Source organism: Streptomyces sp. NBC_00154 (assembly GCF_026342835.1).
In the GTDB taxonomy this organism is placed as follows: domain Bacteria; phylum Actinomycetota; class Actinomycetes; order Streptomycetales; family Streptomycetaceae; genus Streptomyces.
This window is the reverse complement of the sequence record NZ_JAPEMI010000003.1, coordinates 131,444-158,005: the sequence shown is the minus strand read 5'-3', so window position 1 is coordinate 158,005 and position 26,562 is coordinate 131,444. Positions and strand designations below refer to the sequence as shown.

Below are 26,562 nucleotides of genomic sequence, written 5' to 3'. Positions count from 1 at the left end.
CTCGGGGCATCGTCCGGAACCGAGACTGGCGACACGATGGGACGTAGCCGCCCGAGCTGGTGCCAACGACAGCTGTCGCGCAGGGCCGTACTGGCAGGCATCCATCACTCGGTGCCTCCGGCGGCGAGGGTTGGCGAGGCTCCACCTGGTGGAGCCGTCTGCGCACCGCGAATCAGCAGCAGATGGGCGCCGGCTTCGGTCAGCTGACTGCGCCGTTCAGCCGCTATGGCCTTGGGCCCGAGGTGCGACGGGGTGGGAAGTACGACCCCATAGGACCGAGTGGCAGTGAGGGCATCGAGCATGCCCATGAACGCGGACGGCGTGGACGAACAACGCTCCATGTAGACGCCGGCCAGCGTCAGCTCGTGACGACGGCAGTACTCGGTGATCGCTGTCGTCAGGGCCAGCTGCCGAGCGCGCGACACAGGCACCAGACGCAGGAACCCGAACACGAGCGGACCGGTGACGTTCCGCTGTTCCGTGAGGGGTTCCATGATCATGACCGTCCATCGGGCCGTCGTCGGAGGGGCACTTCGAGCCTGATGGCGGCCGGGCCGACGGGGAATCCACGGCCGTCCCACTTCTGTCCCACTTCCGTCCACCTGGCGCGACACAGCGTGCTTCGATGGCGACGGAAAGGAGTGGCACGTGGCAACCGTTCATGAATGGACCGGCCTGGAGGCGCTTGCGCTTCGGAAGGCTCTCCGCCTGAGCGTGCGCGCCTTCGCCGAAAAACTGGGCGTCTCGGTCAACACCGTCAGCAACTGGGAGAAGTTCCTGGCCAAGAGGCGGCCCAACACGGAGAGCCAGGCCATCCTGGACACAGCGCTCGCCCAGGCCAACGCGGCGACTCACGTGCGTTTCGAGACAGAGCTCGTCAAACCCGCCGAGGGTGGCAACTCCTTGGAAGCGGCCGGGCGCGTCACCATTCCCCGCCCGCGAGCCTGGGACTACGAGACCTGGGCCGACGACATCGAACGCGCAGTCGTGGCCGTCTCTCGTCAGAACTTCCCCTTCGCAGAGTCTCTGCTGCACCGTTGGACTTCTCGCTACCAAGCCTCGGAACTGGATGAACGGGGCTTGTCCCTGCTGGCGAGATCCACCGCGTTACAGGGAGATTTGATGCGAGACCAAGGGGCCGTCATCGGCCCTCCCTCGGCACAGCGCTCCTATGTCAACGCTCGCTCGCTCTATACGCAGTTGGAAGTTCCGCGGCGCGTAGCTCAGCTCGATCTCTCCCTCGCCGTCGTCACGGAGATGGTCGGCGAACTTGAGACAGCGGCGCGTCAGTACGAAGATCTGGCTGCCGACGACCGACTGTCCCCTCGTGACCGGGCCCGTGCCCGTCTATGGGTGGGCACCGCCCTGAGCAAGGATGGCAATCACGACTATGCGGTCAGCGTGATGGAAACAGCGGTCCGTGCCTTCGAGGACCTCTCCGAGCAGGAGGACTAGTCGGTCGCGCAACAGAAGCTGGGCCTCGCTCACCGCGGTTCCGGGAACCTTGATGCCGCCCTTCGCCTCATCGACCTTTCCCGCAGTACGGGGGTCACGGAATCGCCCATGCAGCGGGTACGCCTGGACACCGCGTATGGCCACATCCTGCTCTCCGATTCCGCCACCCTGGATGATGGGCTACATGTCCTCGACGATGCTGCCAGGGAGGCGGCCCAGTACGGGCTGAGCCACCAGCTCCGCAGCATCACAGACATCCGGAGGACGGCCCATGGGGCAGCCCGCCCCACACGACGGTGACCAGGGAGATAGCGAGTGACCGACAACCAGCCGGCGATCACCGAGGAGCAGATCAGCAACGCCAAGCTGGTCTGGGACTTCCACCAAATGCATCACGACGTGCGCCCCGTCGACGCCGCGATCGGACTCGGCAGCCACGACCTCGGCGTGGCCGCCTTCAGTGCCGAGTTGTACCGCGCCGGCCTGTTCCCCACGCTCGTGTTCACCGGCGGCAACAGCCCCACCACCGCCAAGGTGTTCCCCCGCGGGGAAGCCGTGCACTTCCGCGAGCACGCCCTCGCCCTCGGAGTGCCGGACAGCGCGATCCTCGTGGAGCCGAACGCTGGCAACACAGGCCAGAACATCACCCTGTCCCGCGAGGCTCTCGCATCTGCTGGCATCACGCCGAAGACGGTGCTCCTCGTCGCCAAGCCGTACATGGAGCGCCGCTCCTTCGCCACCGCCCGCAAGCTCTGGCCCGAGGTCGAGGTGACCTGCGCCTCGGAGCCTATGGAGTTCGACGACTATCTCAAGAGCATCGGCGACGAGAAGCTCGTCATTGACATGCTCGTCGGCGACCTCCAGCGCGTCATCGAGTACCCGAAGCTCGGGTTCGCCATCGAGCAGCATGTCCCGGAGGACGTACATGCCGCGTACGAGTCTCTCATCCGCGCCGGATTCACCAGCCGGCTCATTGCCTCATGACGTTCCCCCGCCAAGGGGGCTGTGCGCGGTACACCAGCCCAACTTCCTGCCTCGGCTGAGCACCCTGGCCAAGCTGTTCGCGGCGGACTGCTGGATCGTGCTCGACGACGTCCAGTTCACCCGCCGCGACTACCAGCACCGTGCCCGGCTGGCCAGCACGTCCCACCCAGACCGGCACCAATGGCTCTCGATCCCTACTCACCTCCCTCATGGCCGGTCGACCGTCATCCGGGACGCCGTGCTGGTTGACCCGGAACGGTCACGTCGACGAGTGATGCACATGCTCGCGCAGCAATACGGCAGCTGCCCTGAATGGCCGGTTCTCAGGCATGAGCCGGACTCCGCGCTGGTCCAGTTCCGGCAGTCGGACAAGACCGCCGATGTGGCCGAGGCGTCCACGCGAATGCTCCTCAACCTGGTGGGGTGGGAAGGCCGGATCCTGTACAGCAGCCAGCAGCCAGCAGCCAGCAGCCAGCAGCCAGCAGCCAGCAGCCGGCAGCCGGCAGCCGGCCCGTTTGGAGCGGTCACAGCGACTCGCCGACCTCGCGGCGGCCGCCGGGGCACGTGGATACCTCTGCGGCACCGGCGGCACGCGCTACCTCGAGGTAGCCCCGTTCGCGGCCCGAGGGATATCCGTGGTTCCCTTCCGTACGCCAGCGCTAGGTATGTGGGATGGCGGGCGCGAGGTAAGCGCCGTGCACCCTCTCATGACCTTGGGCATCCGGGCCGTAACAGAGGAACTGCGTGTCGTCGCCTCCCGACACCACGTTCGCCGATTGGAAAGCTGGCCCGTTGGATGAGGTCGGTGTCAAGGCGGCCTGGGTTCGCGAATTTGACGACGCCCTAATCCAAGGCCGTTTCGACCTAGTAGACCGTCGCGGCTAATTTTTGGGATAGAGGTGGCGCAGTTTGATGCGTGCGTCGTGGGTGGTGAACTGCCAGTCGACCTGACGTTGGTCGGTGTTGGTGGCGTTCTGCCAGGCCGAGAGTTCGGTGTTGAGGTTGTCGAGGTCACCGATCCGGCGGTCGAGGCATTGCCGGGTCAGCGCGGAGAGTTCGATCTCGGCGATGTTGAGCCATGACCCGTGTTTGGGCGTGTGATGGATCTCGAGGCGCTGGGCCAGGGCGAATGCTTCTTCTGGTTCGAATGCCTCGTACAGTGAACCGCCCCGGGTTCGATGGAGACTCGATTTCGTGAAAGGATCGAGTCATGGCACGACCTTCCCGTTACCCGCTTGAGCTCCGCCGTCGTGCGGTGCGCATGGTCGCCGAGGTGCGCGACGGCTATCCGACCGAGACGGCTGCTCTCCAGGCGGTTGCCGAGAGGCTCGGCATCGGTTCCCGTGAGACGCTGCGGAACTGGCTGAAGCAGCACGAGATCGACGCGGGCCAGCGCCCGGGGACGACTTCGGAGGAGTCCGCCCAGCTCAAGGCGTTGAAGAAGGAGAACGCCGAACTCAAGCGGGCGAACGAGATCCTGAAGGCCGCGGCGAGTTTCTTCGCGGCCGAGCTCGACCGGCCACTCACACGCTCGTAGCGTTCATCGACGAGCACCGGGCCCGCTTCGGCGGCGTCGAGCCGATCTGCAGGACGCTCACCGAGCACGACTGCAAGATCGCCCCCTCCACCTATTACGCCCATAACAAACGCCTGGCCGAGCCCTCGGCCCGCAGTCTGCGCGACGAGGAACTCAAGCCGGTCATCCGCGAGGTGTTCGCCACCAACTACCGCGTCTACGGGGCCAGAAAGATCTGGCGCGAGCTGAACCGGCAAGGCCACGAGGTGGCCCGCTGCACCGTCGAACGCCTCATGCGCGAACTCGGCATCACCGGCGTGGTCCGCGGCAAGCGGGTGATCACCACGGTCCCCGGCGGGCAAGTCGAGCGGGCCCCGGACCTGGTGGACCGGAACTTCGTCGCCGCCGCACCGAACCGCTGCTGGGTCGCCGACTTCACGCACGTCAAGACCTGGTCCGGCGTCGTCTACATCGCGTTCGTCGTCGACACCTTCTCCCGCCGCATCGTCGGCTGGTCGGTCGCCACCACCAAGGAGACCCAGCTCGTCCTGGACGCCCTGGAGATGGCCCTTTGGCAACGCGACCGCGACCAAATCCCCTACACAAAAGGCGAGTTGATACATCACTCGGATGCCGGCTCGCAATACACGAGCTTCAAGCTTGCCGAGCACCTTCACGCCGCCGGCCTCGCGGCGAGCATCGGATCGGTCGGAGATGCGTACGACAACGCCCTGATGGAGTCCGCGATCGGGCTCTACAAAACCGAGCTGATCAGGCCCGGTCGTCCATGGAAGACGCTCTCCCAGGTCGAACTCGCCACCGCCGAGTGGATCGACTGGTACTGCCACCGCCGGCTCCACGGTGAAATAGGGCACATCCCGCCCGTCGAGTACGAGACCAACTACTACCTGACCGCCACGAAACCCCAGGTCACAACCACAATCTGAGCTCTCTACCGAACCCGGGGCGGTTCACAGTGAGGCGATGCCGTGGGTGTTGAGGTTGTCCATCACCAGCACCACGGATTCGACGTCGGGGTAATGCACGCTCAGCAGCTGCTTGACCTGGCCGGCCCAGTCGATCCGGGTCCGCTGGGACAGCGCCTGGACTCGACGCCACCCGCGCAGGGGTTCGACCCACACGAAGATCGAGCATGTGCCGCAGCGGATGTACTCGCTGTCCTGGCAGGCATCGCGACCAGGGCGGGCCGGGAGCGGGTCGCGGGCATGGTCGAGGAGCTGGTAGGGCTTCTCGTCCATGCACACCACGGGACGTGCCGGATCGTAGGGCCGGGCATAGATGGCCAGCACGTCTTCCATCCGGGCCGCGAACTCCGCGTTCGCTCGCGGTGGGATGGTCCAGCACTTTCTCAGATGAGGACGCAGTTGCGTTTTTTTAGGACCCGCCCGATGGTGGAGTGGTCCAGATCGGGGATGTCCTCGACCAGCGCGACGTGCTTCTCCAGCAGCCGCAGCGACCACCGGGTATAGCCCTGGGGTGGCTGTGAGCACGCCATCGCGATCAGCCGGGCTTCGACCTCGCCGGTCACCGGCGAGGGCACCGGTGGGAGGTCGCGCTTCTTCCGCGCGATCGTGGCGTGAACATCGCCACCGGTCTCGGCGAAACGCTTGGCGACCAGCCGCAACGTCTCACCGGAGACGCCGAGTCGGACCGCGATCGCCTCCTTGGTGTCCACCTCACCCACCGAGCTGTCCAGCGCAAGCAGCACCCGCGCACGCATGATCATCGAGGCCCCACGAACACCCGTCGTGGTCACTCGGACCAGCTCCTCACGATCCTGCGCGGTCAACCTGACCGGCCGCTTCTTCTGCGAACCCACAACAACAGTCCTATCTGGCAAAGGGGAAGGAATCTGCCAGACACCAACCTCCCAGTCAGGTGCACCATAACTAAGCGGCGACACGCTACTAGTGTTTCGTGATCCTGTTCATGTCAGTTCGAGTTGTTATTAACGAGTTTCTTCACGTTGGTCGCGACGAGTCGGACCTTCGCGAGGACCTCGCCGGCGGTCGCGGTCCAAGTGAACGGTTTCGCTGTCGTGTTCCAGGAGTTGATGTAGTCGCGGATCTGTTTGATCAGGACGTTGACGCTGGAGAACGTGCCGCGGCGGATGGACTGCCGGGTCAGGATTCCGAACCAGATCTCGATCTGGTTCAGCCACGAGGAGCCGACGGGAGTGAAATGGAAGTGGACGTGCGGGTTCTTGACCAGCCACTCCTTGACCTCCGGGGTGGTGTGCGTCGAGAGGTTGTCCAGGACGACATGGATGTCCTTCCCGGCGTGCGGTTTCACCGCCTTCTTCAAGAAGGCCAGGAAATCCTTGCCGTTCCGGGTCGGCCTGCACTCGCCGAGCACTTCACCAGTAGTGACGTTCAGGGCGCTTCGTTTGGATCACCGTTCCGCTGCGCCCGGTATTGGTCGGCAGGATGACTGGCGGCGGAACATGTATCTGGCGTCGCCCGTGTATCCGACGCGCGCATCCGGAACTGATCGCTGCCCGTTGGCGTCGTGGCGTTTTTGGCACAGGGTGGGAGCACGATGGGCGAGGAGCCGACGTGGGTAGAGCTGCTGCTTACCCATTTCCTCATGGCGGCCGTCCCTACCATCATCGTAGGGGCGGTGCTCTGCTCCCTTGTCGGACTGACGATGTGGGTGACAGCACCGCTGCGGCGGCGCAGGCGTGTCCAGTCCGAGAACGACTAGCGCGGCCAGTGCGAAGCCCCGCCGGCGCTGAACGGGCGGGGCAGGTCCGAGTCGCAGCAAGCAGCCAGCAAGCGGGATAAGGACGGTTCAACGGTAGCGGGCCGGTCGGACGACCGGCCGGAAGTATCAGCCGTTCTCGGGTGGCCAGGACTGCAGCACGCGCCCGCCGTTCTGCTCGCTCAGTGAGCGTGATCCGGGCGTCGGCGCCGGCGCCGCGCTCGCCTATCCAGCGCGTGTATTTCCGCTCGGCCGTCGCCTCGTCGGACCACCAGCCGCGCATGATGGTGCGGGCTCCGATCGTCAGGGTCAGGTGATAGCGGTCCACGGCGGCGGACTACGACGTCCTCCATTCGGCCCATAGGGGTTGCTGTGGTGTGGAGGTGGGGGTGAGCTGTCAGTGCGCCCGGCGATGGTCACGGGCGCAAGGAGGGGCGTCCCCCGCCGAATGAGCGGGACCAGCCTCCCACCGACGAGACTTGGAGAGTTCATGCCGTACAAGCAGGGACAGCGCGTGGAGTACCGGAACCAGCAAGGCCAGCAGGCGCAGGGTCTGATCGAGCGTGCCGAGGGCAGCGGGCAACAGACTAAGTACACCGTCAAGAACGAGAAGAACATGCAAGAAGAGCTGGTCCCGGAATCCAAGATCGAGCGGCAGCTGTAGTAACGGCCCTGCCGACGCGGCCGCCGTTGCACCGACCGAAGGTGCAACGGCGGCTGCTCGTGTTTCACCGCAGCTGGATCAGGGCCGCTACGACTCGTCGGCCACAATGGTCAGGTCGACGCCCGCTTCGTGGGCTGCCTGCCGCAGAACGGCCAGTGTGTCCGCGAGCGGTGCACGAGGGCCGCCGCGCGGGGTGGTGGCGATGAGGCAGGGCATGCAGCGGTCCAGCCAGCGGCGGCCGCACCCGGGCGCGGTGACGACCCCGGTTGCTCTCGCGGGCTAGCCGCAGCGCACGCACGGATGGCTGCCGTCGAGCCGCTCGGCTCCGGCGCTCTGGCGCGGTGACCATGGTGGGGCGGGGTCAAGCTGTGACGGGGCGACGCCGAGGGATCGCAGCAGGTCAGCGTCGGACATGCGGCTCTCCCTTCTGTCGGTTTCTGTGACGATACGCCGCCCGATGCTACTCAAGCGCCCGGCGTAGACTCGAACGCATGTGCGATCTTCCGCCTGATCTGCCTCGGCTTCTTACCCTGCGGACCTGGTATGCGATGTGGGTGGACCGCATCGACGAGGCGATCGCGGCGGCCGAGCAGCGGGAGAGAGAGCGGCAGCAGGGCGAGGTGCGACGGCCGCCGACGCCGGACTGGGTCGAGCTCAGCATCGGTGTAGGCACGCGGCCGATCGAAGTCCACGTGGGCGGGTGCTACTTGGCGGGGAAACGCCAGCGGGTCATCACCCGGGAGCAAGCCCTCGTCGCCCTCGCCGACGGGATGCGGGCCTGCATCCACTGCCGACCCGACACTGAGCTTGGGGTGCTCGGGTAGGTGGTCCGGCGGCGGTCCAGTCGAAGGGACATCTGAGCCACCACCGGTAACCCGATCGTCACGCCGGGCCGAGACACGTGCACCTGGGCGAGTCGGATGCGTCCGCGGTTACCTCGGGCCGGGGAGCTGTCCGCGCACAGCCCTACGCTCGAACATATGAGCACTCCTCCGCCCTCTGAGGGGCTTTCGCTTGCCGCCGTCGCCCCCCATCGTCGAGACGCGGATCCTCGCGGACACTGTCGAGATCTTCCGCCCCTGGGAGCCGGTTCTTGACCCGGACTCCGGCGAGTACCACCCCGGCCCGGACACGATCGTCTACACGGGGGCCGGTGCGATCTTCGCGTCCGGCGGTCCCGGCCTGGTCCTTTCTCTGGAAGGACAGGCGTACGCCGACGACGCCGCTGGACGTACCGCTCGCGTCGCGTGAGGACCACGTGCGCGTCACCGTTGCCACGCAGGACCCGGGCCTGATGAACCGCGTGTAGCGGGTCCTGGACATCTCCGACGCCAACAGCCTTGCCGTCGTCCGCACCACGTGGCTGGACGAGTCCACCCAGACCACCGGGGCCTGAGCCGGTGCCACTGGATCTTTCGCAGGCCAGGGCTGACCTGGAGGCGCAGCTGACCGACACGGTGCGGATCTCCCGCACTGCTGGGCAGCCCGTCCTGGACCCACCCGGTGACCGGGGAGCCCCGGGAGCCCGGCCAGACCCTGACCACCGTGGTGTACCAGGGTCCGGGTGCGGTGCTGTCCACGCACGGGCAGATCGTCCTGGGCCAGGTCCTCGGCCAGGACTGGCTGTCCGAGGGCTCCGCCTGGTACCGGCTCGTGACGCCCGTGTCGGCGCCGGTCGCGCTGATCGGCGACCTGGTGGAGGTCGTCTCCGAGACGGGCGGCCTGGCCGGCCGCATCTGGCTCGCCGACGACGTCACCGAGGCGTCCACGGTGGAGATCTGCCGCTCCACCAGGCTGATGGAACGCATCACCACCGCGTCCAGCGCCATCTGACCCCATGGCCTCTTGGCGGCCTCGCGCAACCCTGCGCGGGGCCGCAGCGCTGTTGTCCTGTGCCATCGGAAGTGAGCTGTCGATGAAGCTGTGACCTGGGTGGTGCGGCTTCGGTGAGACGAGCTGAGTGGAGAGCGTGTCGGCGCAGATGCTCCATTCCGCGCGGCGTTTTGCCGCGTGTCATTGAACCTGCGCCGTATTGCCCTTCCTCCTGGGCCGGGGAGGCCACTCAACGCGTAGCGGCGTCGGCGAGGATTGCCTGAAGACGTGCTCGGCATTCGGCGACGAAGGCGGGGAAGGTGTCCCAGTAGTAGGAGATCCCACTGACGCCCACTGCGACCGCCCAGGCGCGGGCGCGGGTCCAGGTCAGATCATCGAGGTTCAAGGTGTCCCAATAGGCCTGTCGGGCTTGTGGTGGCAAGTCCCAGACTGTGGAGTGCTCGGCGTCGGGAAAGCCGACCGAGAGTCCTCCGAAGTCGATAACTGCGTGGAGCTTGCCTTCCCGGACCAAGAGGTTGGTCGGCTTGAGGTCGCCGTGGAGCCACACATGAGGCCCGGAGAGCTCGGGCAGTGCGAGCGCGGCTCGCCACAACTGTTCCAGAGTGTCAACGTCGAGCTCAGAACCCACCGTGGTGCGGCAGTCGTTGAGACACCTAGTGATCCATTGGTCGCACGGCTCCAGGCTGCCTCCGCGGTACCAGCTGAGGCCGTCCGTGCGGGTCGCTCCCATGAGGTCGATGCGGTGGAGTTCCCTCACGATCGCCGCCAGGTCCGCTCCGAAGGCGGCCCAGTCCCGGACGGTGTCCGGGCTGGCTTCGTCACCGTCAATCCAGCGGTAGACCGACCAGACCATTGGGAAGGCATCGGTGGGCGTCCCGGCATGGACGGGCTCGGGAATCGGGCAGGCAAGGTGGCGGGCCAGGCGAGGAAGCCATTCCTGTTCCTTCCGCACGGACTGCCCGTTGTCGGCGGTTCGTGGAAGTCGCACGAGCAGGTCATGGCCCAGCCGATACATGGTGTTGTCGGTGCCCGCGCCTGCGGGCGACAACGGTAGGCCAGCCCACTCTGGGCGCTGTGCCTTCAGTAGTGCTCGGACTAGCGTCTCGTCGACTGGGATCTCATTCTCGTGAAGCGTCACGTCGGAAGTCTCGTCGCCAGATGGAACGGGAAGCCAATGACTTTTCGTCCCGAACGAGGCAGGTTCACTGAGACGTAGGCGCGCCCGACCGGGAGGCGAAGCAGGCCACAGAGCGGATTCAGTGAAATTGCGGCTCAAGGTCGTCCAGCCTCGCCGGCATCGGAACAGCTGGCGTGAGACGGGACAGCTGTCCGCGCCCCTTCGTAGGCTGAAGCCCGCCGGCGGCGAAGTACCCGGACAAGCCGCAATTGGTCAAGCAGCTGGTCACCACGGCCGGCCGGAAGGCAGCAAAGCCGGTGCAATGGCGTGAGGGCTCCCGGCCCGGCACCGGCCGCAGTGGCTTCAAGCGGATGTATTCGCGGTTTGTGGTCTCGCGGATTCGGCCTGCCGGACGCGAGACCCGGCAGGCGGCCGAGGGGCCGCAGCTACCGGAGTGCTGGCCGCGTGGCTGCGCGGGTGCGGGGAACGCCTCGGCCAGCAGTCTTGGTACTCCGTGCAGCAGCATGGCGGAAGTGGGCTGAGCGGGAGCGTTCATGGCGCCATCTTGAACGTCCCGATGCAAGCAGTGTTGCTGTCCACTACGTGGTGGCTCTGAACGTACAGTCGATGGGTTCCGGTGGGTGATCAAAGTGAAGGAATGGACAAAGGGAGTTCCATTGTTGGGGAACTCCGGGAAGCCGGAACGCACAAGTGCACAAACCCGGCTGACGGGCTGACAGGGAATGGGGGCGGCCGGTGGCGTGGCTGACGAGGATCACGGCGGACGAGCAAGTCGAGTACCGGCTGCGGGAGCAGGCCGGGTGCTCGGTGGTGGAGGCGCCAGCCGCTGAGACCGTCGTGCTGGAGGGGGCCGGGGGCGAGGCGGTCGACCACCGGCTGCGGACCGAGGGCGACGCCGCGCTCGTGTGGATTGGCACGGGCCTGTCGACGGTCGGTCTGGTCGATGGGGCGGTGCTGGACGAGGAGGGCAAGAACGCCGCCCGCCGGTTAATGAACGGGTGCCACCCGGCGACTGGGGCCCGGCTGATCCGCTCGCGCACGTCGGCCCGCGCGCACGAGAAAGCGAAGCTGACCACCGCCCGGTTGACCGAGGCGATCGAGGCAGCGGCCGCGAAGCGGGATGTGGAGCGCTGGCAGGTCCGGAAGAAGGCCGGACGGTCGGAGGACCCGAGCCTGGTCGTGATCGACACGCAGAGCGTCCACGCGGCGGTGAACGTGCCCGCGACCACGACCGGGAAGGACGCGGCCAAGAAGGTTCCGGGCCGCAAGCGCGGCTTGGCGGTCGACGTCCTCGGCCTGGTCATCGCCGTCACCGTGCTGGCCGCCAGCGCCCACGACAACGCGTTCGGCATCGCCCTGCTCGGCCAGGTCGCCCCCATCGGCACCATCAAGAAGGCCCTGGTGGACCAGGGCTTCAAGAAGGCCGTCGTCGAGCACGGCACCACGGTCGGCATCGACGTCGAGATCGTCGAACGCAACCCCACGGACAAGGGCACCGGCTTCGTCCCGCAGGCCAAGCGGTGGACCGTGGAGCAGACGCTCGGCATCCTCATGCTGTTCCGGCGGCTCGTGCGGGACTACGAGAGCAGGTCGGCATCCTCCGAGTCCCGGGTGCGCTGGGCCATGATCGACGTAATAGCGCGCCGGCTCACCGGCCAGACGACACCCACCTGGCGCGGGTGACCCCGTGGACGCTCAGGTCACGCCGCTCTTGGAGCGGATGACGCACGCGAACGCGAACTCGTCGGCGATGCGGGGCAGATCCGCGCGCAGATGGACGAGCTCACCGCGCGTCTGCGTGAACTCGACGAGGAAATCGGGAACCTGGCGGTGACCCGTAAGACCCTCCTCGCCCTCCCGCCGGCGGCCCCGGAGCCGACCGAGGAGCCGCCCGTCCTGCCGAACCACCCGGCCTACCAGCAGATCCTCAACGCCTTCGCCGAGACTCCTGGGCCGAAGCGCGCCCGCGACCTGTGCCAGGTCCTGGACCTCCCGCTCACGCCGAAGACCATCGAGAGCGCCCGGCACAAGCTCAAGCGTCTGGTCAGCCTGGGCGTCCTTACGGAGACCGAACCGGGCCTGTTCGCCCAGCGCCGCCCGTAGCTGCCCTCCGCTCCGAACCACCCGTCCATCACGGCCGCCGCATTCGTCATCCGGCTCACGACGCGATCGCTAGTGACCCGTCGTGCGGAGCCACCGCATCGTTGTGACGAGCTCTTCGCCGAAGTCCTCGCAATGCGCGAGCAACTCGCGACCGGTGGACGAGTCCAGCAGCCCTGCGGACTCGGGGAGAGCCCGGAGAACACCGTGGCAGGCGGACTCGACAGCGAAATTTCGTGACCCGAAATAGCCCTCGCTCGCCCGGTCCGCCAGGTCGGCGAGGTACTGGCGGTGGGCTTCCTCCGAGGGGTGGGAGTAGAACGAGCCCTCGACGAGGTCGTCGAGGTAGTTCGCCAGGCCGGCCGAGGATTCGACCACTCGCTCTGCTTCGTCCACGCCAGGCTTGTCCAGCAACTCTCCGAAAGCCAGCAGGCTGCTGATGGTCTCCAGTTGGAAGAGCTGGACCGTGTCCGGGTCCACTTCAGACGTGAAGAGCGGGGCGGTGCACAGCTCGGCGATTGCTCGCCGGTATGCGCGATCCGACTGTTCACCAGCAGGTGATGCTGCCAGTCGGAACAGCGACTCCAGCACAGTCTGATCGACGCCCCACTCTGCATCGAGCTCGAACGCGAGTACTGGCGCACGCCACCGCCACAGGGCCAGGACGGCAGCCTGACGCTGGTAGGCGGGCTTCAGGTCCACCAACCGCTCGATCTGCACCACGTCCTTGAGCCGACCCTTCTGATCTACCGATCCTCACCTGACCCCTTCACCACGGGACACTGTAGAAGCCGCCGAAGGACCAAGCGATCGCCTGGACAGCGCCTCTCCGAGTCAACGCCAGAATCGGGCATACCGGTTCAGAATGTCCTCTCAGTGGGCGTTTAGTGATCGCATGTGGTGTTATGCCGCTCCTGCGGTCCATGGCCTTTGATGAGATTTGCGCTCGATGTGGAGCTTCAAGACCTCCCAGGCTCCAGCCTCGGCGCCCAATCACTCCGTGTCTCGGACCCAGATTCCGTCTGGTCTATGAACGTCATAGAAACGCCCTACTCGTCAATTGGACCGGCGGGCCGCGCCGCGTCGGCCGGCGTCAGCCCGCGTTCGTCAACTCCCAGACGGACACGGTCGTCCGGTCCTCGGACACCGTGTACCAGGTGCCGTTCCCCGCCACTCGGGCCGGTCCTGTGGCCAGGTGAGGGTAGGTGATCCCGCCGCGCAGGGTCATGTCGCCCGTGGACACCAGCCAGTGCCGGGCCGGGCCGTGTCCCGCGTCGCTCCCCGCCGTGCACGCTCCGGCCAGGGATGTAGAGCAGTTTCTGCCCGTGGTTGACCAGCAGGGCGATCCAGAGGGCGGCGCCGCCGGCGTTCAGGTCCACCGCCCAGGTCACCGGGCTTCCGTCGGCGAAGTCCAGGACATCGCCCAGGAGTTGGAGGAGCTCGGTCTCGTCGTTCGCCACCCGGCGCGAGATCACCTTGGTGCCGTCTTCGTCGATCACGGTGCAGTGGTGTTCCTTGCCCGCGTCTGTCCCTGCCCACAGTTCGGGCACCGAACCTCCTTCGTCGTGTCCTTGTGCTGTCCCAGCAGACGACCTCGCTGTCACGTCCATACGAGCGATTCGGTTCGCGCATCCCAATCAGCAGTCGAGTCGTCGCGGGGTGCCGGGCGGCCAATCCCTGCAAGCCACACCAGCGGCAAAATCATGGCAGCCATACCTGGCACCCCCTGGGTGTCCCGATCTTACGAATGAGCAGGATCAGCCCAGAACCAAGGTATGGAGATCATGGAAATCTTCGAGGCTCTCGATGCCGCCGGATGCGCGCATTCGGCGGCTGCGCTGGCGGGGGTTGATCCGAAGACCGTGCGTCGGTACGCCCAAATGAGGGGCGCGGGCCGGCCGGTCGGCGGCCCCGTCGCGCGACCGAAGCTGATCGACCCGTTCATCCCGAAGATCGAGGAGTGGGTCGACCGCTCGCAGGGCACGGTGCGGGCCGACAAGCTCCACGAACGCCTGGAACTGCTGGGATTCACCGGCGACGAGCGCACGACCCGGCGAGCGGTGGCCAAGGCCAAGGAACGCTGGCGGGCCGGACACCGCCGTACCTATCGGCCATGGATCACCGAGCCCGGTCTCTGGGTGCAGTTCGACTGGGGCTGGGGCCCGAAAGTTCCTGGTCCGGGCGGTGGAAGCGAGCGCGAGACGTTGCTGTTCTGCGCGTGGCTGGCCTGGTCGCGATTCCGGGTGGTCATCCCGGTCTGGGACCGGACCCTGCCCACGGTGATCTCGTGCATCGACTCTACTTTGCGGGCGATCGGCGGGGCACCGACGTATGTGCTGACCGACAACGAGAAGACGATGACCATCGACCGGGTCGCCGGAATCGCGGTCCGCCATCCTCAAGTCGTCTCCGCAGGGCGGCATTACGGCCTGCAAGTACATACGTGTGTGCCCTTCGACCTCGAGTCCAAGGGCGGCTCGGAGGCCACCGTCCGCATCGCGAAGGCGGACCTGATCCCCACATCCGCGAACCTGCGGGAGAAGTACGGCAGCTTCGCCGAGCTCCGCGGGGCGTGCGCGGTCTTCTGCCAGCAGGTCAACACTCGCGTCCACCGCGAGACCGGCAAGACCCCGGCCTCCATGCTGGACGTCGAGCGGACCCGGCTGCATCAGCTGCCCGAGGCCCCGCACACCCTCGCGCTCGGCGAGTCCCGCCAGGTGCTGCGGGACCAGACCATCCGCTTCGATTCCGTGCGCTATTCGACCCCGCCGGGCCTGGTCGGCCAGGAGGCTTGGGTCCGCGCGGACGGCGAGGAACTCGTCGTTGTGGTGGACCTGTCCCTGGCCGGATCCGCCGCCTACACCAGCCAAGGCACCTCATAAACAGCAGACGAAACGCAGACGTAACCGAACGAGCCCAGAAGCAACGGCGAATTCACGCACCCGGCAACCCCTCATGACAATCACCGGAACCGCATCGTCGCAGGTGACGCGGCGGAACGCGGGGGGCCCATCGCGTTACAGCGTGGTACTGCACCCCGCGTCGGGTAACTCCTAGTGTCAGCCGTCAAGTGGCCGAGAGTTCATCTTCGGGCCTCTCCGTTCACCGCGATTCCGGAGGGAAACCAATGAGTCGAGTAGTGCGCGCCGCGCTGGTGCAGACGAAGTGGACCGGCGACATGGAGTCGATGATCGACCTGCATGAGCAGTACGCCCGGGAGGCGGCCGCCCAGGGTGCGCAGATCATCGGTTTCCAGGAGGTCTTCAACGCCCCGTACTTCTGCCAGGTGCAGGAAGCCGAGCACTACAAGTGGGCCGAGCCGGTGCCGGACGGCCCGACGATCGTACGGATGCAGGCGCTGGCCAAGGAACTCAACATGGTCATCGTGGTGCCGGTGTACGAGGTGGAGCAGGCGGGCTTCTACTACAACACCGCCGCCGTGATCGACGCGGACGGCAGCTACCTCGGCAAGTACCGCAAGCACCACATCCCGCAGGTGAAGGGCTTTTGGGAGAAGTACTACTTCAAGCCGGGCAATCTGGGCTGGCCGGTGTTCGACACCGCCGTGGGCAAGGTCGGCGTGTACATCTGCTACGACCGGCACTTCCCGGAGGGCTGGCGGGCGCTTGGCCTGGCGGGCGCGGAGATCGTGTACAACCCGTCGGCGACGAGCCGCGGCCTGTCGGCGTACCTGTGGCAGCTGGAGCAGCCGGCGGCCGCCGTGGCGAACGAGTACTTCGTGGCGGCCATCAACCGGGTGGGCGTGGAGGAGTACGGGGACAACGACTTCTACGGCACGTCGTACTTCGTGGACCCGCGCGGGCAGTTCGTCGGCGATGTGGCCTCGGACAAGGAAGAGGAACTGGTCGTCCGCGACCTGGACTTCGGGAAGATCGAAGAGGTTCGGCAGCAGTGGGCCTTCTACCGTGACCGTCGTCCGGACGCCTACGGACCGCTGACCGAGGCCTGAGGGAAGGACGGGGTCTCCCAGTGAGCCGAACCCTGATCCGCGGCGGGCTTGTGATCACCGCCGCCGAGGAAATCCACGCCGACGTCCTTGTCGAGGGTGAGAAGGTCGTCGCTCTGGCTGCCACGGGCAGCACCGTCGCCGAGGGCTGGACGGCCGAGACCGTGATCGACGCGACGGGCAAGTACGTCATCCCGGGCGGCATCGACGCGCACACCCACATGGAGCTGCCGTTCGGCGGCACCGCCGCCTCGGACACCTTCGAGACCGGCAGCCGGGCCGCCGCGTGGGGCGGTACGACGACGATCGTGGACTTCGCGGTGCAGGCGGTCGGCGAGAGCCTGCGCAGCGGCCTCGACACCTGGCACGCCAAGGCGGAGGGCAACTGCGCGATCGACTACGCCTTCCACATGATCATGTCGGACGTCACCGAGAACAGCCTCAAGGAGATGGATCTCCTCGTCGACGAGGGCGTGACCTCCTTCAAGCTGTTCATGGCCTACCCGGGCGTCTTCTACAGCGACGACGGCAAGATCCTGCGGGCGATGCAGCGCGGCGCCGACAACGGCGGGCTCGTCATGATGCACGCCGAGAACGGCATCGCCATCGACGTCCTGGTCGAACAGGCCCTGGCAGCCGGCAAGACCGACCCCCGCTACCACGGCGAGGTCCGCAAGGAGCTGCTGGAGGCCGAGGCCACGCACCGGGCCATCAAGCTGGCCGAGGTGGCCGGTTCGCCGCTGTACGTCGTACACGTGTCGGCCGCGTCGGCCGTCGCCGAGCTGGCGCAGGCCCGCGACCGGGGGCTGAACGTCTTCGGCGAGACCTGCCCGCAGTACCTGTTCCTGTCCACGGACAACCTGGCTGAGCCGGACTTCGAGGGCTCCAAGTACGTCTGCTCCACCCCGCTCCGCCCCAAGGAGCACCAGGCCGAGCTGTGGAAGGGCCTGCGGACCAACGACCTCCAGGTCGTCTCGACCGACCACTGCCCCTTCTGCTTCAGTGGCCAGAAGGAGCTGGGGCGGGGCGACTTCTCCAAGATCCCCAACGGCCTCCCCGGCGTCGAGAACCGGATGGACCTGCTCCACCAGGCGGTCATCGACGGCCACATCTCCCGCCGCCGCTGGATCGATATCGCCTGCGCGAGCCCGGCCCGGATGTTCGGGCTCTATCCCCGCAAGGGGACGATCGCGCCGGGCGCGGATGCCGACATCGTCATCTACGACCCGAATGCCGAGCAGGTGATCTCGGCCGAGACGCACCACATGAACGTCGACTACTCGGCGTACGAGGGCAAGCAGGTGCGCGGCAAGTCCGAGACGGTGCTGTCACGCGGCACCGTGATCATCGACCAGGACCGTTATCTCGGGCGGGCCGGACACGGCCAGTACCAGACCCGCGAGACCTGTCAGTACCTCATCTAGGGAGCAGAGCAATGGATTTCGGTCTCGTACTCCAGACGGACCCACCGGCCTCGGGTGTCGTCGAGCTGATGAAGCGCGCGGAAGGCCAGGGGTTCACCTATGGCTGGACCTTCGACTCGGCCGTGCTGTGGCAGGAGCCGTTCGTCATCTACAGCCAGATCCTGGCCCAGACGGAACGCATGATTATCGGCCCGATGGTCACCAACCCCGGCACGCGCACGTGGGAGGTCACCGCCTCCACCTTCGCGACGCTGAACGACATGTTCGGCAACCGGACGGTCTGCGGCATCGGCCGCGGCGACTCGGCGATGCGGGTGGCCGGGCGCAAGCCCAACACGCTGGCCCGGATCGAGGAGGCCATGCACGTCATCCGCGAGCTCGGGGAGGGCCGCGAGGCCGACCTCGGCAGCGGCACGGCGATCAAGTTCCCGTGGATCAGGGAGGGCGCGCAGCTGCCGGTGTGGATGGCCGCGTACGGGCCCAAGGCCCTTGCCATGACCGGCGAGAAGGCCGACGGCTTCATCCTGCAGCTGGCCGACCTCTACCTCACCGAGTGGATGGTCAAGACGGTCAAGGACGCGGCGGTGGCGGCCGGGCGCAATCAGGAGGACGTCAAGATCTGCGTCGCCGCGCCCGCGTATGTCACCGAGGACGACTCCCCCGAGGCGCTCGCCCACGCCCGTGACCAGTGCCGCTGGTTCGGCGGGATGGTCGGCAACCATGTGGCCGACCTGGTGAGCAAGTACGGCCAGTCCTCCTCGATGGTTCCGGAGGAGCTGACGGATTACATCAAGGCCCGTCAGGGGTACGACTACTCGCACCACGGCCGCACAGGGAACCCGGACACCGCGTTCGTCCCGGACGAGATCGTGGACCGCTTCTGCCTGATCGGCACCGCCGAGCAGCACATCGAGAAGCTCAACGCGCTCAAGGCCCTGGGCGTGGACCAGTTCGCGCTCTACAACATGCAGGACGCCAAGGAGTCGACCATCGACGTCTACGGCACGACGGTCATCCCGGCCGTCAACGGCTGACCCCAGCCCCTCTCACCCGCCACCCGCACGGCAAACGTTCGACCCAGCCACGTCCCCCGCCTCGAACGAAGGGGCTGTCGCCCATGACTGCCACCGCTCCATCCGCCGCTGAGAGAACCCAGGCCGACGGCCGCGTCGAGCTCCCCGCCGACGCGGTCCCGTCCGGCCCCTACGCGAACGAGGACCTGCTCCCCGTCCCGCTCGCCCAACGCAAGTGGACCACCTACAACTTCGCCGCCCTCTGGGTCGGCATGGCCCACAACATCGCCTCCTGGACCCTGGCCTCCGGTCTTGTCGCACTCGGCATGGACTGGAAGCAGGCGGTCCTGACGATCGCCCTGGCGAACGTCATCGTGCTGGTGCCGATGCTGCTGACCGGCCACGCCGGTCCGAAGTACGGCATCCCGTTCCCCGTCTTCGCCCGCGCGGCCTTCGGCATCCGCGGCGCCAACCTCCCCGCTCTGGTCCGCGCCGCTGTCGCCTGCGCCTGGTTCGGCATCCAGACGTGGATCGGCGGCTCCGGCATCTTCCTGCTGGCCGGCAAGCTGTTCGGTGACTGGTGGTCCGGTGCCGGGCTGGTCGGCGGTTATCCGTGGACCCAGTGGCTGTCGTTCGTCATCTTCTGGGCGATACAGATCGCGATCATCGTGCGCGGTATGGAGACGGTCCGCCGTTTCGAGAACTGGGCGGCGCCCTTCGTCATCGTCGGCGCCATCGCCCTGCTGGTGTGGATCAGCGTCAAGGCGGGCGGCTTCGGCACCCTGCTGGACCAGCCGTCCGCGCTGGGTTGGGGCAGCGGCTTCTGGAAGGTCTTCTTCCCGTCCCTGATGGGCATGATCGGCTTCTGGTCGACCCTGTCGCTGAACATCCCCGACTTCACCCGCTACGCTTCCACTCAGAAGGCGCAGCTGTGGGGTCAGTCGCTGGGCCTGCCGACCACCATGACCGCCTTCGCCCTGCTGTCGGTCCTGGTCACCTCCGGCTCCCAGGCCGTCTACCACACCGCTATCTGGGACCCGGTCGCGCTGGCCGCCAAGCTCGACAACTGGGCCGGAATCCTCTTCGCCCTGGTCACCGTGCTGGTCGCCACCCTGTCGGTGAACATCGCGGCGAACACCGTCTCGCCGGCCTTCGACCTGTCGAACATCGCGCCGCGGCTGATCAGCTTCCGTACCGGTGCGCTGATCACGGCCTTCGCCGGTGTGATCATCTTCCCCTGGAAGCTGATCTCCAGCCCCGAGGCATACATCTTCACCTGGCTCGGCACGGTCGGCGGCATGCTCGGCACCGTGGCCGGCATCCTGATCGCCGATTACTGGATCATCCGGCGCACCAAGCTCGATCTGGAGGACCTGTACAAGGCCGGAGGCCGCTACTGGTACGACGGCGGCTGGAACTGGCGGGCGCTGGTCGCCTTCGTCGTCGGCGGTGTGCTGGCCATCGGCGGCTCGTACTCCAACGTCGTCAAGGGTGTGAAGCAGGGGCCCTTCCCGGCCGACGGGCTGATCCCCTTCCTCAAGCCGCTCGCGGACTACGGCTGGGCGGTGGGCCTGGCCGCGTCGCTCATCGTGTTCTACCTGCTGACCCTGCTCGCCCCGGACAGCAAGAGCGCCGAGGACGTCACCGAGAGCATCAAGGCCTGAGCAAAGCGGGTGCGGCGGGGCGCGGGTCAGCGGTAGGACCCGGGCCCCGCCGCACGCTGTGCCTCGTGGGCGAGCAGGGCGACGTAGAGCGAGGTGAGCTGCTCCCAGTCGTCCAGTTCGATACCGAGGAGCGATTCGATGCTTTGCAGCCTCCGGTAGAGGGCCGGGCGGCTGACGTGGTGCATCTGCGCGGCAAGCGATTTGTTGCGGCCGGTGTCGAGGTAGGTGCGCAGGACGTCGAGCAGGTCGGGGTTCTGCAGCAGCGGGCCAAGTTCGCGCTCGATGAAGGCCTGGAGTTCCGGCTCTTCGCGCAGCAGCCGTACGAGGCCGCGCAGCCTCACGTCGCGCAGCCGCGCCACCGGGGCCGCCGGGGGCCCGGCTACCGCCGCGTCGGCGACATGCACGGCCTCGACGAAGGACCGGCGTACCTCGTCCAGCTCCGAGCAGCCGAACCCCGCCCCCGCGACCCCCGCCCGGTCGCTCGCCTTCAGCCCCTCGTGCACCTGCACCGCGAACCGGTGCACGGCGGCGTCGGCGTCCTGGTCGCACGGGATGCTCAGCAGCACGGCCGTGCCCGCCGCGCCGATCCGCGCCACCAGCCCGGAGACGCCGGGCTGCTCGGCCAGTACACGGTCGACAAGCTCGGGCATATCGTCCCGTGCGTCGGGGCCGTGGCCGAGGAGCCGTACGACGACGGGCACGAAGGTGCGCCGGTTGACCGGCAGCCCGGCAGCCCTGACCCGGGTGAGCAGCTGCTCGGGGCGGGCTGCTCCGGAGGCGAGGTCGAGGAGGAGCGACTCGGCGGCCTGGTCCTCCCAGCCCCGGTCGAGGTCGCCGAGCAGGCGGTGCATGACCAGGGCCTCGGCGGCGCGGGCTGCCAGCACCTGGCCGAACTCCTCGGAGCCCTGGTAGCCGAAGAGCACCAGGCGGCCCCACTGCCTTCCGCGCGCCTCCAGCGAAGCCACGATCCAGCCGTCGGGACCGACCGTGACCGGCCCGCTGCCGGACAGTCCCGCCACCTGCCTGGAGACCCGGTCCCAGTCACGGAGGAGTTCGCTCAGCGAGCCCTTGTCGCCGGCCGAGGCGAGCACCCGCTGCGCCAGGTTGACCAGGACGGCCGGGCAGCCGCTGTAGGAGGCGATCTCGTCGAGCACCTGTTGCAGTTTCGCCCCCGATACGTTGAGGGTGGTCAGCGAGGACCTGACGCGGTCGGAGAGGTCGAGGGCGGCGAACCTGCCGTGCGCCAGCCGTGAGTGCACCTCCTCGGTCAGCCGCGCGAAGGGCGCGGGCCGGTGCAGCACGATCAGCGGCACGCCGCAGCGCTCGGCGGCCCGGCGCATGGGCTCCGGCGTGGTCCGGAAGGCCCTGCCGAGGCCCAGGACGACCGCCGACACGTCGGCCCGCTGCATCGACTCGACGTATTCCCGCTGGGCCCGCTCGTCCCCCGCCAGCAGCAGGCCGGTGGTGAGCACCATCTCCCCGCCGTTCAGCATCACGCCGACGTCCAGCGCTTCGGCCACATGCAACCACCGCACCGTCCGGTGCAGATGGGCCGCGCCCGCCACGACCTCCGCGCCCCAGGGCGCCACGAGATCCAGGTCGAGTACGTCACGCACGGTGAGCCGCCCCACCGCGGACTGCGGCGGGATGGCCGGTATCTGGTCGCTCAAAGCGGTATGCCTGTCGCTCGTGCTGCCCCCGGGTGGAGTGTATGCCGTCGGCGAGTGAACCGAAGTGGCTGAGCGGACTATCGCTGACCAGACCTGAAGTGCTGGGCAGGCGCCTTCTACGCAGCCGTGCAGGTGTCAGATCCAGGTGCCTTTCAGTGCGCGGCGGTCGCCGGTGAGGGCGTAGCGGTGTGTGGCGAGGATGGTTTCCAGATCGCAGCCGATGTCGTCCGCGTATGGGGCGAGGACCGTGTCGGCGGCTTCCTGATCGGACAGGTAGGCCGGGGCGAGCTTGAGAGGGGTCTGGCCCAGCTTTCCGCCGGCCGCGACCATCTCGTCGACCAGGCGCTGTACCGCTGTCGTGTCAGTGGGGTGCCGCTCTGTGTCAGTGAGCGCCCGTTCCAGAGCATCGTCGCTGTCCTCGGCAGGGGTGTTGTCGGCTGCGGGAAAGAGTGGGCCTTGGCGGAGCTCGTCGACGGCCTGGGCCACGATGGCGCGGACCGCCGGCGCCTCAAGTTGCCCCGCCCTACGGGCGGCTGTGCGTATCCCGCCTGCCAGCCACTCCGACTTCCCAGCCCAACGGACGAGGAACGAAGAGCCTGCCAAGGCCACGCACGAGGGGTGCTCTTCAAACCCAGCTCTCAGTCCTGGCCAAGTCCCGGGCCGAACTGGCGGCACGTTCAGGATCGGACCCCACTATGCACATTGGCTATTTCACCTCCCGAGCCGGTACCCGCCGCCTAGCCTTTTCGGCATGCCAGACAAAGCACGACAGCGACCCACACGCGACTACGACACCCCCCGTTGGGAGGACGAAGGCCCTCTCCTCCCCGGCAACCGCTCAAAGGACTTTCTGCGCAACGGGATAGAGAAGGGCACCGGCCGCCGGGGCGTGGTCAAGCACATTCAGGAGCGCATCAGCAATCAGCGCAGACAGCGCTTCTACAACGAAGCACTGTTCATGCAGAAGGCGAGTGGCACGCCGGGCATCCTGCCCGTGTGGGACGTCGACGACGTCAACAGCAGCCAGCCCCGGTGGTACGTCATGCCCCCCGCCAGACTCCTGGATGACGCTCTGGGAGACGACGCGACGCTGCTGGACGTGGTCACGCACATTACGACCCTTGCCGGGACGCTGGCCGCCCTGGCGGACCGAGACACCTTCCACCGTGACATCAAGCCTGCCAACCTCTTCTGGTACGACGACGCACCCGCACTCGGTGACTTCGGAATCGCGGCCATTGCAGGCATGCCGGCCGGACTTACTGATCATTTCAGAATGAGATTCGGAGTCGTCTCAAGCAGATGATGCTGCAGGCGAGTTCGAGTAGGCCCTGATGTAGGTCGGCGCGTATCTCGTAGCGAGTACGAAGGCGCTTGAACTGATGAAGCCAGGCGAAGGTGCGCTCTACGACCCACCGGGTCTTGCCCAAGCCGGAGCCATGCGGGGCACCACGGCGGGCGATCTTCGGAGTTATCCCTCGGTGCCGGAGGAGTCGCCGGTACTTGTCGAAGTCGTAGCCGCGGTCGGCGAACAGGCGCCGGGGGCGGTGGCGCGGCCGTCCGCGCAGGCCACGAATGCGGGGGATGGCATCGACGAGCGGCATCAGCTGGGTGACATCGTGCCGGTTGCCGCCGGTCAGTGACACCGCGAGCGGTGTGCCGTGCTGGTCGACGATGACGTGGTGCTTGCTGCCGGGGCGGCCCCGGTCGACGGGAGATGGTCCGGTGTGAGTTCCTCCTTTGAGGGCGCGGACGTGCGAGCCGTCGATGGCACAGTCGTCCATCTCCAGCAGCCCGGCCGCCCGCAGCTCGGCAAGGATCTCAGCGTGCAGTCGGGGCCAGACGCCGGCTTCGGTCCAGTCCCGTAGGCGGCGCCAGGCCGTGACCCCGGAGCAACCCACCTCCTGACGTGGCACGTCGCGCCAGGTCACACCTGTGCGCAGGACGAAGATGATGCCTGCCAACGCGATGCGGTCGCATGTCCGGTGTCGTCCTGCATACCGATGCCGCCGCTGTGGACGGGGCGGCAGCATCGGAGCGATGCGCGTCCACAGGTCATCGGGCACAAGATCGCTGTTCACGCCCGAAAGCGTGGCGGAAGATCCCGGTTGAGGTGGACCGATTGGCCCGGCAAACTCGCCTGATGAGTCAGAGCAGACAGCCGGGAGCCTGGGACGGCCCCTTCTATCGAGTCCATACAGAGCATTTCGAGGCCGCGTTCGTACCGAATGCCGGTGAGGATCTGGAGTCCGTGGACAACGTCGACGTCTTCGTCGACCTCCCGGACGGCTCTCGATGGAGCGCGACCATCATCACTCTCGCCCAGGTCGAGCTTGTGATGAAGAAGTGGGCGGCAAGCGGGGAAGCCCTGGGAGGTCGCTACTTCTGGGTCTCGGACGGTCTCATCGTCCGCGATGCCGGTATCAGCAACATGACCCAAGTACTCGTCGGCCTGGTTGAGAACGATGAGTTCGCGCAGGTCCTTCAGCGACTCAACGGCTGACAGGCTCCGGCGGTCACGAGAACCTGATTCTGAAACGATCAGTTACCCGGACCGGCGAGAAACTGGGACCGGCGAACTTCATCGCACCCGAAATGCTCGCCTCGATCAGCGGCGAACACGAGCGCGCCGACGTCTACTCGCTGGCCAAGACTCTCTTCGTCCTCGCACTGCCCAAGGCCGGCCCCTACCCGCCCAACGGCACGCACCGCGCCGACCACGAAGAATTCTCCCTGTGGCAGCACAGCGGCAGCCCTGGACTGGCCCGGCTGCTTCACGTACTGGAGGCCGCGACCCAGCACAGCATCACGGAGCGTTTGAACCGCCCCGGGTTCGGTAGAGAGCTCAGATTGTGGTTGTGACCTGGGGTTTCGTGGCGGTCAGGTAGTAGTTGGTCTCGTACTCGACGGGCGGGATGTGCCCTATTTCACCGTGGAGCCGGCGGTGGCAGTACCAGTCGATCCACTCGGCGGTGGCGAGTTCGACCTGGGAGAGCGTCTTCCATGGACGACCGGGCCTGATCAGCTCGGTTTTGTAGAGCCCGATCGCGGACTCCATCAGGGCGTTGTCGTACGCATCTCCGACCGATCCGATGCTCGCCGCGAGGCCGGCGGCGTGAAGGTGCTCGGCAAGCTTGAAGCTCGTGTATTGGGCGAGTTCAACCGGTCGTTGCAACACCGGGCTGTTGTAGTGAGCGTAGTTGCTCCTCGAAGACCTCGGCTGGTGTCCGCCAACCGAGGGTCTTGCGGGGCCGGTTGTTGATCGCCAGGGCGACGGCTTCGAGGTCTGCGGACGACCACCGGGACAGATCGGTGCCCTTCGGGAAGTACTGACGCAGCAGCCCGTTCGTGTTCTCGTTCGTCGGTCGTTGCCAGGGCGAGTGCGGATCGGCGAAGAACACCTTCGTCCCGGTTTCGACGGCGAACTGGGCGTGGCCAGAGAGTTCCTTTCCGCGGTCCCAGGTGAGGGTTTTGCGCAGCTGCTCGGGCAACTGCGCCATCGATGCCGTAAGCGCCGTGTTCATCGCGATGGCGCCATAGCCCCCGAGCGAGGGACCGTTCTTCACGGGCGGATTCTCGCCCCAGCCCTCGAGCCGAGGCAGGTGCACGAGGAGCGTGGAGCGGCTGCTGCGCTCGACAAGCGTGCCGATCGCGGATCGTCCCGTCCCGATGATCAAATCTCCTTCCCAGTGTCCGGGGACCGCACGGTCCGCAGCCTCGGCGGGGCGTTCACTGAGGACGACCTCCGCGGTGACATGCCCCTGCGGCTTGTTCTGCGACCGGGAACGGGGAGTCCGCAGCGCCCGGCCAGTGCGCAGACATGCGACCAGTTCCCGCTTGAGCGCGCCACGGCCCTCAATGAACAGCGACTGATAGATCGCTTCGTGGCTGATGCGCATGGACTCATCATCGGGGAAGTCGGCACCAAGTCGGTGCGAGATCTGTTCCGGGCTCCACGCCATCGCCCATCGCCTGTCCTGCCGATGCGGCTTGTTCAAGCCCTTCCAGGCGCGGGTCTCAGGCCCGGTGACGATCGTGCCGTCGGGTCGACGGACACTGCCGGCGAGCCGATCCTGCACGTACTCACGCAACCTGTCGTTGCCTACGAGTTTCGCGGTCTTCGGACGCTTCGCGGCCTGCTGCGCCTTCCACTGCGCCACCAGAGCCCGGTAAACCGACTTGCCACTCCGGGTCGCCGCGTTGCGGCGCAGCTCGCGTGAGATCGTGCCCGGGTCGCGTCCGATCCTGCGGGCGATCTCGCGCACGCCGATCTCCTGGGCGCGCAGCAGCGCGATCTCCTCACGCTCGGCGAACGACAGGTAGCGGCCCGTGGGCTCATCCAGGCTGATCGGCGGCATGCCGCCAGCGTGACGGAACCACCGGGATCCGACCGGCCATGAAACGCCAACAGCC

General features: G+C 67.0%; 29 protein-coding genes and 5 pseudogenes. 19 read left to right on the top strand and 15 right to left on the bottom strand.

The window, feature by feature from the left end; translation table 11 throughout:
• Positions 1-104: 104 nt before the first annotated feature.
• Positions 105-494, bottom strand: coding sequence for a hypothetical protein (locus OHA03_RS45525; protein WP_267009823.1), 390 nt, complete (start codon positions 492-494; stop codon positions 105-107).
• A gap of 154 nt (positions 495-648) precedes the next feature.
• Between OHA03_RS45525 and OHA03_RS45520 the strand changes: the two are divergent.
• From OHA03_RS45520 to OHA03_RS45510, 3 genes and pseudogenes are all read left to right on the top strand, one after another.
• Positions 649-1,755 (top strand): annotated as a pseudogene (locus OHA03_RS45520) (helix-turn-helix domain-containing protein).
• A gap of 15 nt (positions 1,756-1,770) precedes the next feature.
• A complete protein-coding gene (locus tag OHA03_RS45515) occupies positions 1,771-2,439 on the top strand; it encodes a YdcF family protein (RefSeq protein WP_267009822.1) in 669 nt (222 codons plus the stop codon).
• Positions 2,363-3,286 (top strand): WbqC family protein, encoded by a 924-nt coding sequence (locus OHA03_RS45510; RefSeq protein ID WP_323181417.1) that lies wholly within the window; start codon positions 2,363-2,365, stop codon positions 3,284-3,286. Before OHA03_RS45515 ends, OHA03_RS45510 begins: the two co-directional genes overlap by 77 nt.
• 34 nt (positions 3,287-3,320) lie before the next feature.
• Here OHA03_RS45510 and OHA03_RS45505 read toward each other — a convergent pair.
• Positions 3,321-3,602: pseudogene (locus tag OHA03_RS45505) on the bottom strand (transposase); the annotation flags it as partial.
• Between the two features lie 47 nt (positions 3,603-3,649).
• Here OHA03_RS45505 and OHA03_RS45500 point away from each other — a divergent pair.
• Positions 3,650-4,902 (top strand): IS3 family transposase gene (locus OHA03_RS45500; RefSeq protein ID WP_267007523.1). Its coding sequence is split into 2 segments (ribosomal slippage): positions 3,650-3,932 and positions 3,932-4,902, totalling 1,254 coding nucleotides; the frame shifts between segments, so codons are not numbered across the junction.
• Between the two features lie 24 nt (positions 4,903-4,926).
• On the opposite strand, the gene OHA03_RS45495 is transcribed toward OHA03_RS45500, so the two are convergent.
• From OHA03_RS45495 to OHA03_RS45485, 3 genes are all read right to left on the bottom strand, one after another.
• Positions 4,927-5,274 carry a transposase gene (locus OHA03_RS45495; RefSeq protein WP_267009820.1) on the bottom strand — a complete coding sequence of 116 codons (348 nt, stop codon included), beginning with the start codon at positions 5,272-5,274 and terminating at the stop codon, positions 4,927-4,929.
• A gap of 50 nt (positions 5,275-5,324) precedes the next feature.
• Positions 5,325-5,732 carry a helix-turn-helix domain-containing protein gene (locus OHA03_RS45490; protein WP_267009819.1) on the bottom strand — a complete coding sequence of 136 codons (408 nt, stop codon included), beginning with the start codon at positions 5,730-5,732 and terminating at the stop codon, positions 5,325-5,327.
• Positions 5,733-5,908: 176 nt separating this feature from the next.
• A complete protein-coding gene (locus tag OHA03_RS45485; RefSeq protein WP_267009954.1) occupies positions 5,909-6,352 on the bottom strand; it encodes an IS630 family transposase in 444 nt (147 codons plus the stop codon).
• 814 nt (positions 6,353-7,166) lie between these two features.
• Between OHA03_RS45485 and OHA03_RS45480 the strand changes: the two genes are divergently transcribed.
• A complete protein-coding gene (locus tag OHA03_RS45480; protein ID WP_267009818.1) occupies positions 7,167-7,340 on the top strand; it encodes a hypothetical protein in 174 nt (57 codons plus the stop codon).
• 87 nt (positions 7,341-7,427) lie between these two features.
• On the opposite strand, the gene OHA03_RS45475 is transcribed toward OHA03_RS45480, so the two are convergent.
• On the bottom strand, positions 7,428-7,556 hold the full coding sequence (locus OHA03_RS45475; protein ID WP_267009817.1) for a hypothetical protein: 129 nt from the start codon (positions 7,554-7,556) through the stop codon (positions 7,428-7,430).
• Between the two features lie 63 nt (positions 7,557-7,619).
• Positions 7,620-7,754 (bottom strand): hypothetical protein, encoded by a 135-nt coding sequence (locus OHA03_RS45470; RefSeq protein WP_267009816.1) that lies wholly within the window; start codon positions 7,752-7,754, stop codon positions 7,620-7,622.
• A gap of 77 nt (positions 7,755-7,831) precedes the next feature.
• Between OHA03_RS45470 and OHA03_RS45465 the strand changes: the two genes are divergently transcribed.
• The 3 genes from OHA03_RS45465 (at position 7,832) to OHA03_RS45455 (ending at position 9,173) form a co-directional block, all read left to right on the top strand.
• Positions 7,832-8,164, top strand: coding sequence for a DUF6233 domain-containing protein (locus OHA03_RS45465; RefSeq protein ID WP_267009815.1), 333 nt, complete (start codon positions 7,832-7,834; stop codon positions 8,162-8,164).
• Between the two features lie 190 nt (positions 8,165-8,354).
• A complete protein-coding gene (locus OHA03_RS45460; RefSeq protein ID WP_267009814.1) occupies positions 8,355-8,591 on the top strand; it encodes a DUF6093 family protein in 237 nt (78 codons plus the stop codon).
• Positions 8,592-8,813: 222 nt separating this feature from the next.
• Positions 8,814-9,173, top strand: coding sequence for a DUF6093 family protein (locus OHA03_RS45455; RefSeq protein WP_323181424.1), 360 nt, complete (start codon positions 8,814-8,816; stop codon positions 9,171-9,173).
• 229 nt (positions 9,174-9,402) lie between these two features.
• Here OHA03_RS45455 and OHA03_RS45450 read toward each other — a convergent pair whose 3' ends face one another.
• The gene (locus tag OHA03_RS45450) at positions 9,403-10,311 is read right to left on the bottom strand and encodes an aminoglycoside phosphotransferase family protein (protein ID WP_267009813.1); all 909 of its coding nucleotides are present in this window, start codon (positions 10,309-10,311) and stop codon (positions 9,403-9,405) included.
• Positions 10,312-10,541: 230 nt separating this feature from the next.
• On the opposite strand from OHA03_RS45450, the pseudogene OHA03_RS45445 reads away from it, so the two are divergent.
• From OHA03_RS45445 to OHA03_RS45435, 3 genes and pseudogenes are all read left to right on the top strand, one after another.
• A pseudogene (locus OHA03_RS45445) lies at positions 10,542-10,745 on the top strand (IS701 family transposase); the annotation flags it as partial.
• Between the two features lie 301 nt (positions 10,746-11,046).
• Positions 11,047-11,994: a transposase gene (locus OHA03_RS45440; protein ID WP_267009812.1), complete on the top strand. Its 948-nt coding sequence runs from the start codon at positions 11,047-11,049 to the stop codon at positions 11,992-11,994.
• Positions 11,995-12,084: 90 nt separating this feature from the next.
• The gene (locus OHA03_RS45435; RefSeq protein WP_267009811.1) at positions 12,085-12,414 is read left to right on the top strand and encodes a hypothetical protein; all 330 of its coding nucleotides are present in this window, start codon (positions 12,085-12,087) and stop codon (positions 12,412-12,414) included.
• Between the two features lie 69 nt (positions 12,415-12,483).
• On the opposite strand, the gene OHA03_RS45430 is transcribed toward OHA03_RS45435, so the two are convergent.
• On the bottom strand, positions 12,484-13,134 hold the full coding sequence (locus tag OHA03_RS45430) for a hypothetical protein (protein WP_267009810.1): 651 nt from the start codon (positions 13,132-13,134) through the stop codon (positions 12,484-12,486).
• Positions 13,135-13,697: 563 nt separating this feature from the next.
• Positions 13,698-13,961 (bottom strand): annotated as a pseudogene (locus OHA03_RS45425) (transposase); the annotation flags it as partial.
• Positions 13,962-14,186: 225 nt separating this feature from the next.
• On the opposite strand from OHA03_RS45425, the pseudogene istA reads away from it, so the two are divergent.
• The 5 genes and pseudogenes from istA to OHA03_RS45400 form a co-directional block, all read left to right on the top strand.
• Positions 14,187-15,236: pseudogene (gene istA / locus OHA03_RS45420) on the top strand (IS21 family transposase); the annotation flags it as partial.
• A 302-nt stretch (positions 15,237-15,538) separates the two neighbouring features.
• On the top strand, positions 15,539-16,381 hold the full coding sequence (locus OHA03_RS45415; RefSeq protein ID WP_267009809.1) for a nitrilase-related carbon-nitrogen hydrolase: 843 nt from the start codon (positions 15,539-15,541) through the stop codon (positions 16,379-16,381).
• Between the two features lie 20 nt (positions 16,382-16,401).
• Positions 16,402-17,802, top strand: coding sequence for a dihydropyrimidinase (gene hydA / locus OHA03_RS45410; RefSeq protein ID WP_267009808.1), 1,401 nt, complete (start codon positions 16,402-16,404; stop codon positions 17,800-17,802).
• Positions 17,803-17,813: 11 nt separating this feature from the next.
• Positions 17,814-18,836: a TIGR03842 family LLM class F420-dependent oxidoreductase gene (locus OHA03_RS45405; RefSeq protein WP_267009807.1), complete on the top strand. Its 1,023-nt coding sequence runs from the start codon at positions 17,814-17,816 to the stop codon at positions 18,834-18,836.
• A gap of 83 nt (positions 18,837-18,919) precedes the next feature.
• Positions 18,920-20,479 (top strand): NCS1 family nucleobase:cation symporter-1, encoded by a 1,560-nt coding sequence (locus tag OHA03_RS45400; protein ID WP_267009806.1) that lies wholly within the window; start codon positions 18,920-18,922, stop codon positions 20,477-20,479.
• Between the two features lie 26 nt (positions 20,480-20,505).
• Here OHA03_RS45400 and OHA03_RS45395 read toward each other — a convergent pair whose 3' ends face one another.
• Complete coding sequence (locus tag OHA03_RS45395) at positions 20,506-22,149, bottom strand: PucR family transcriptional regulator ligand-binding domain-containing protein (RefSeq protein WP_267009805.1); 1,644 nt, start codon at positions 22,147-22,149, stop codon at positions 20,506-20,508.
• Between the two features lie 135 nt (positions 22,150-22,284).
• A complete protein-coding gene (locus OHA03_RS45390) occupies positions 22,285-22,635 on the bottom strand; it encodes a hypothetical protein (RefSeq protein WP_267009804.1) in 351 nt (116 codons plus the stop codon).
• A 265-nt stretch (positions 22,636-22,900) separates the two neighbouring features.
• Here OHA03_RS45390 and OHA03_RS45385 point away from each other — a divergent pair, with 265 nt between their 5' ends.
• Positions 22,901-23,455, top strand: a complete 555-nt coding sequence (locus OHA03_RS45385; RefSeq protein ID WP_267009803.1) for a hypothetical protein — start codon at positions 22,901-22,903, stop codon at positions 23,453-23,455.
• Here OHA03_RS45385 and OHA03_RS45380 read toward each other — a convergent pair.
• The gene (locus OHA03_RS45380) at positions 23,421-24,230 is read right to left on the bottom strand and encodes an IS5 family transposase (protein ID WP_267009802.1); all 810 of its coding nucleotides are present in this window, start codon (positions 24,228-24,230) and stop codon (positions 23,421-23,423) included. The two genes, OHA03_RS45385 and OHA03_RS45380, sit on opposite strands and share 35 nt — an antisense overlap.
• Positions 24,231-24,292: 62 nt before the next feature.
• Here OHA03_RS45380 and OHA03_RS45375 point away from each other — a divergent pair, with 62 nt between their 5' ends.
• Positions 24,293-24,652 carry a hypothetical protein gene (locus OHA03_RS45375; RefSeq protein ID WP_267009801.1) on the top strand — a complete coding sequence of 120 codons (360 nt, stop codon included), beginning with the start codon at positions 24,293-24,295 and terminating at the stop codon, positions 24,650-24,652.
• 92 nt (positions 24,653-24,744) lie between these two features.
• The gene (locus tag OHA03_RS45370) at positions 24,745-25,011 is read left to right on the top strand and encodes a hypothetical protein (protein WP_267009800.1); all 267 of its coding nucleotides are present in this window, start codon (positions 24,745-24,747) and stop codon (positions 25,009-25,011) included.
• On the opposite strand, the gene OHA03_RS45365 is transcribed toward OHA03_RS45370, so the two are convergent.
• Together OHA03_RS45365 and OHA03_RS45360 are read right to left on the bottom strand one after the other, a co-directional pair.
• A complete protein-coding gene (locus OHA03_RS45365; protein ID WP_267009799.1) occupies positions 24,995-25,327 on the bottom strand; it encodes an integrase core domain-containing protein in 333 nt (110 codons plus the stop codon). The two genes, OHA03_RS45370 and OHA03_RS45365, sit on opposite strands and share 17 nt — an antisense overlap.
• Positions 25,308-26,507: an IS30 family transposase gene (locus tag OHA03_RS45360; RefSeq protein WP_107055490.1), complete on the bottom strand. Its 1,200-nt coding sequence runs from the start codon at positions 26,505-26,507 to the stop codon at positions 25,308-25,310. The genes OHA03_RS45365 and OHA03_RS45360 overlap by 20 nt, the downstream gene beginning before the upstream one ends.
• Positions 26,508-26,562: the final 55 nt, after the last annotated feature.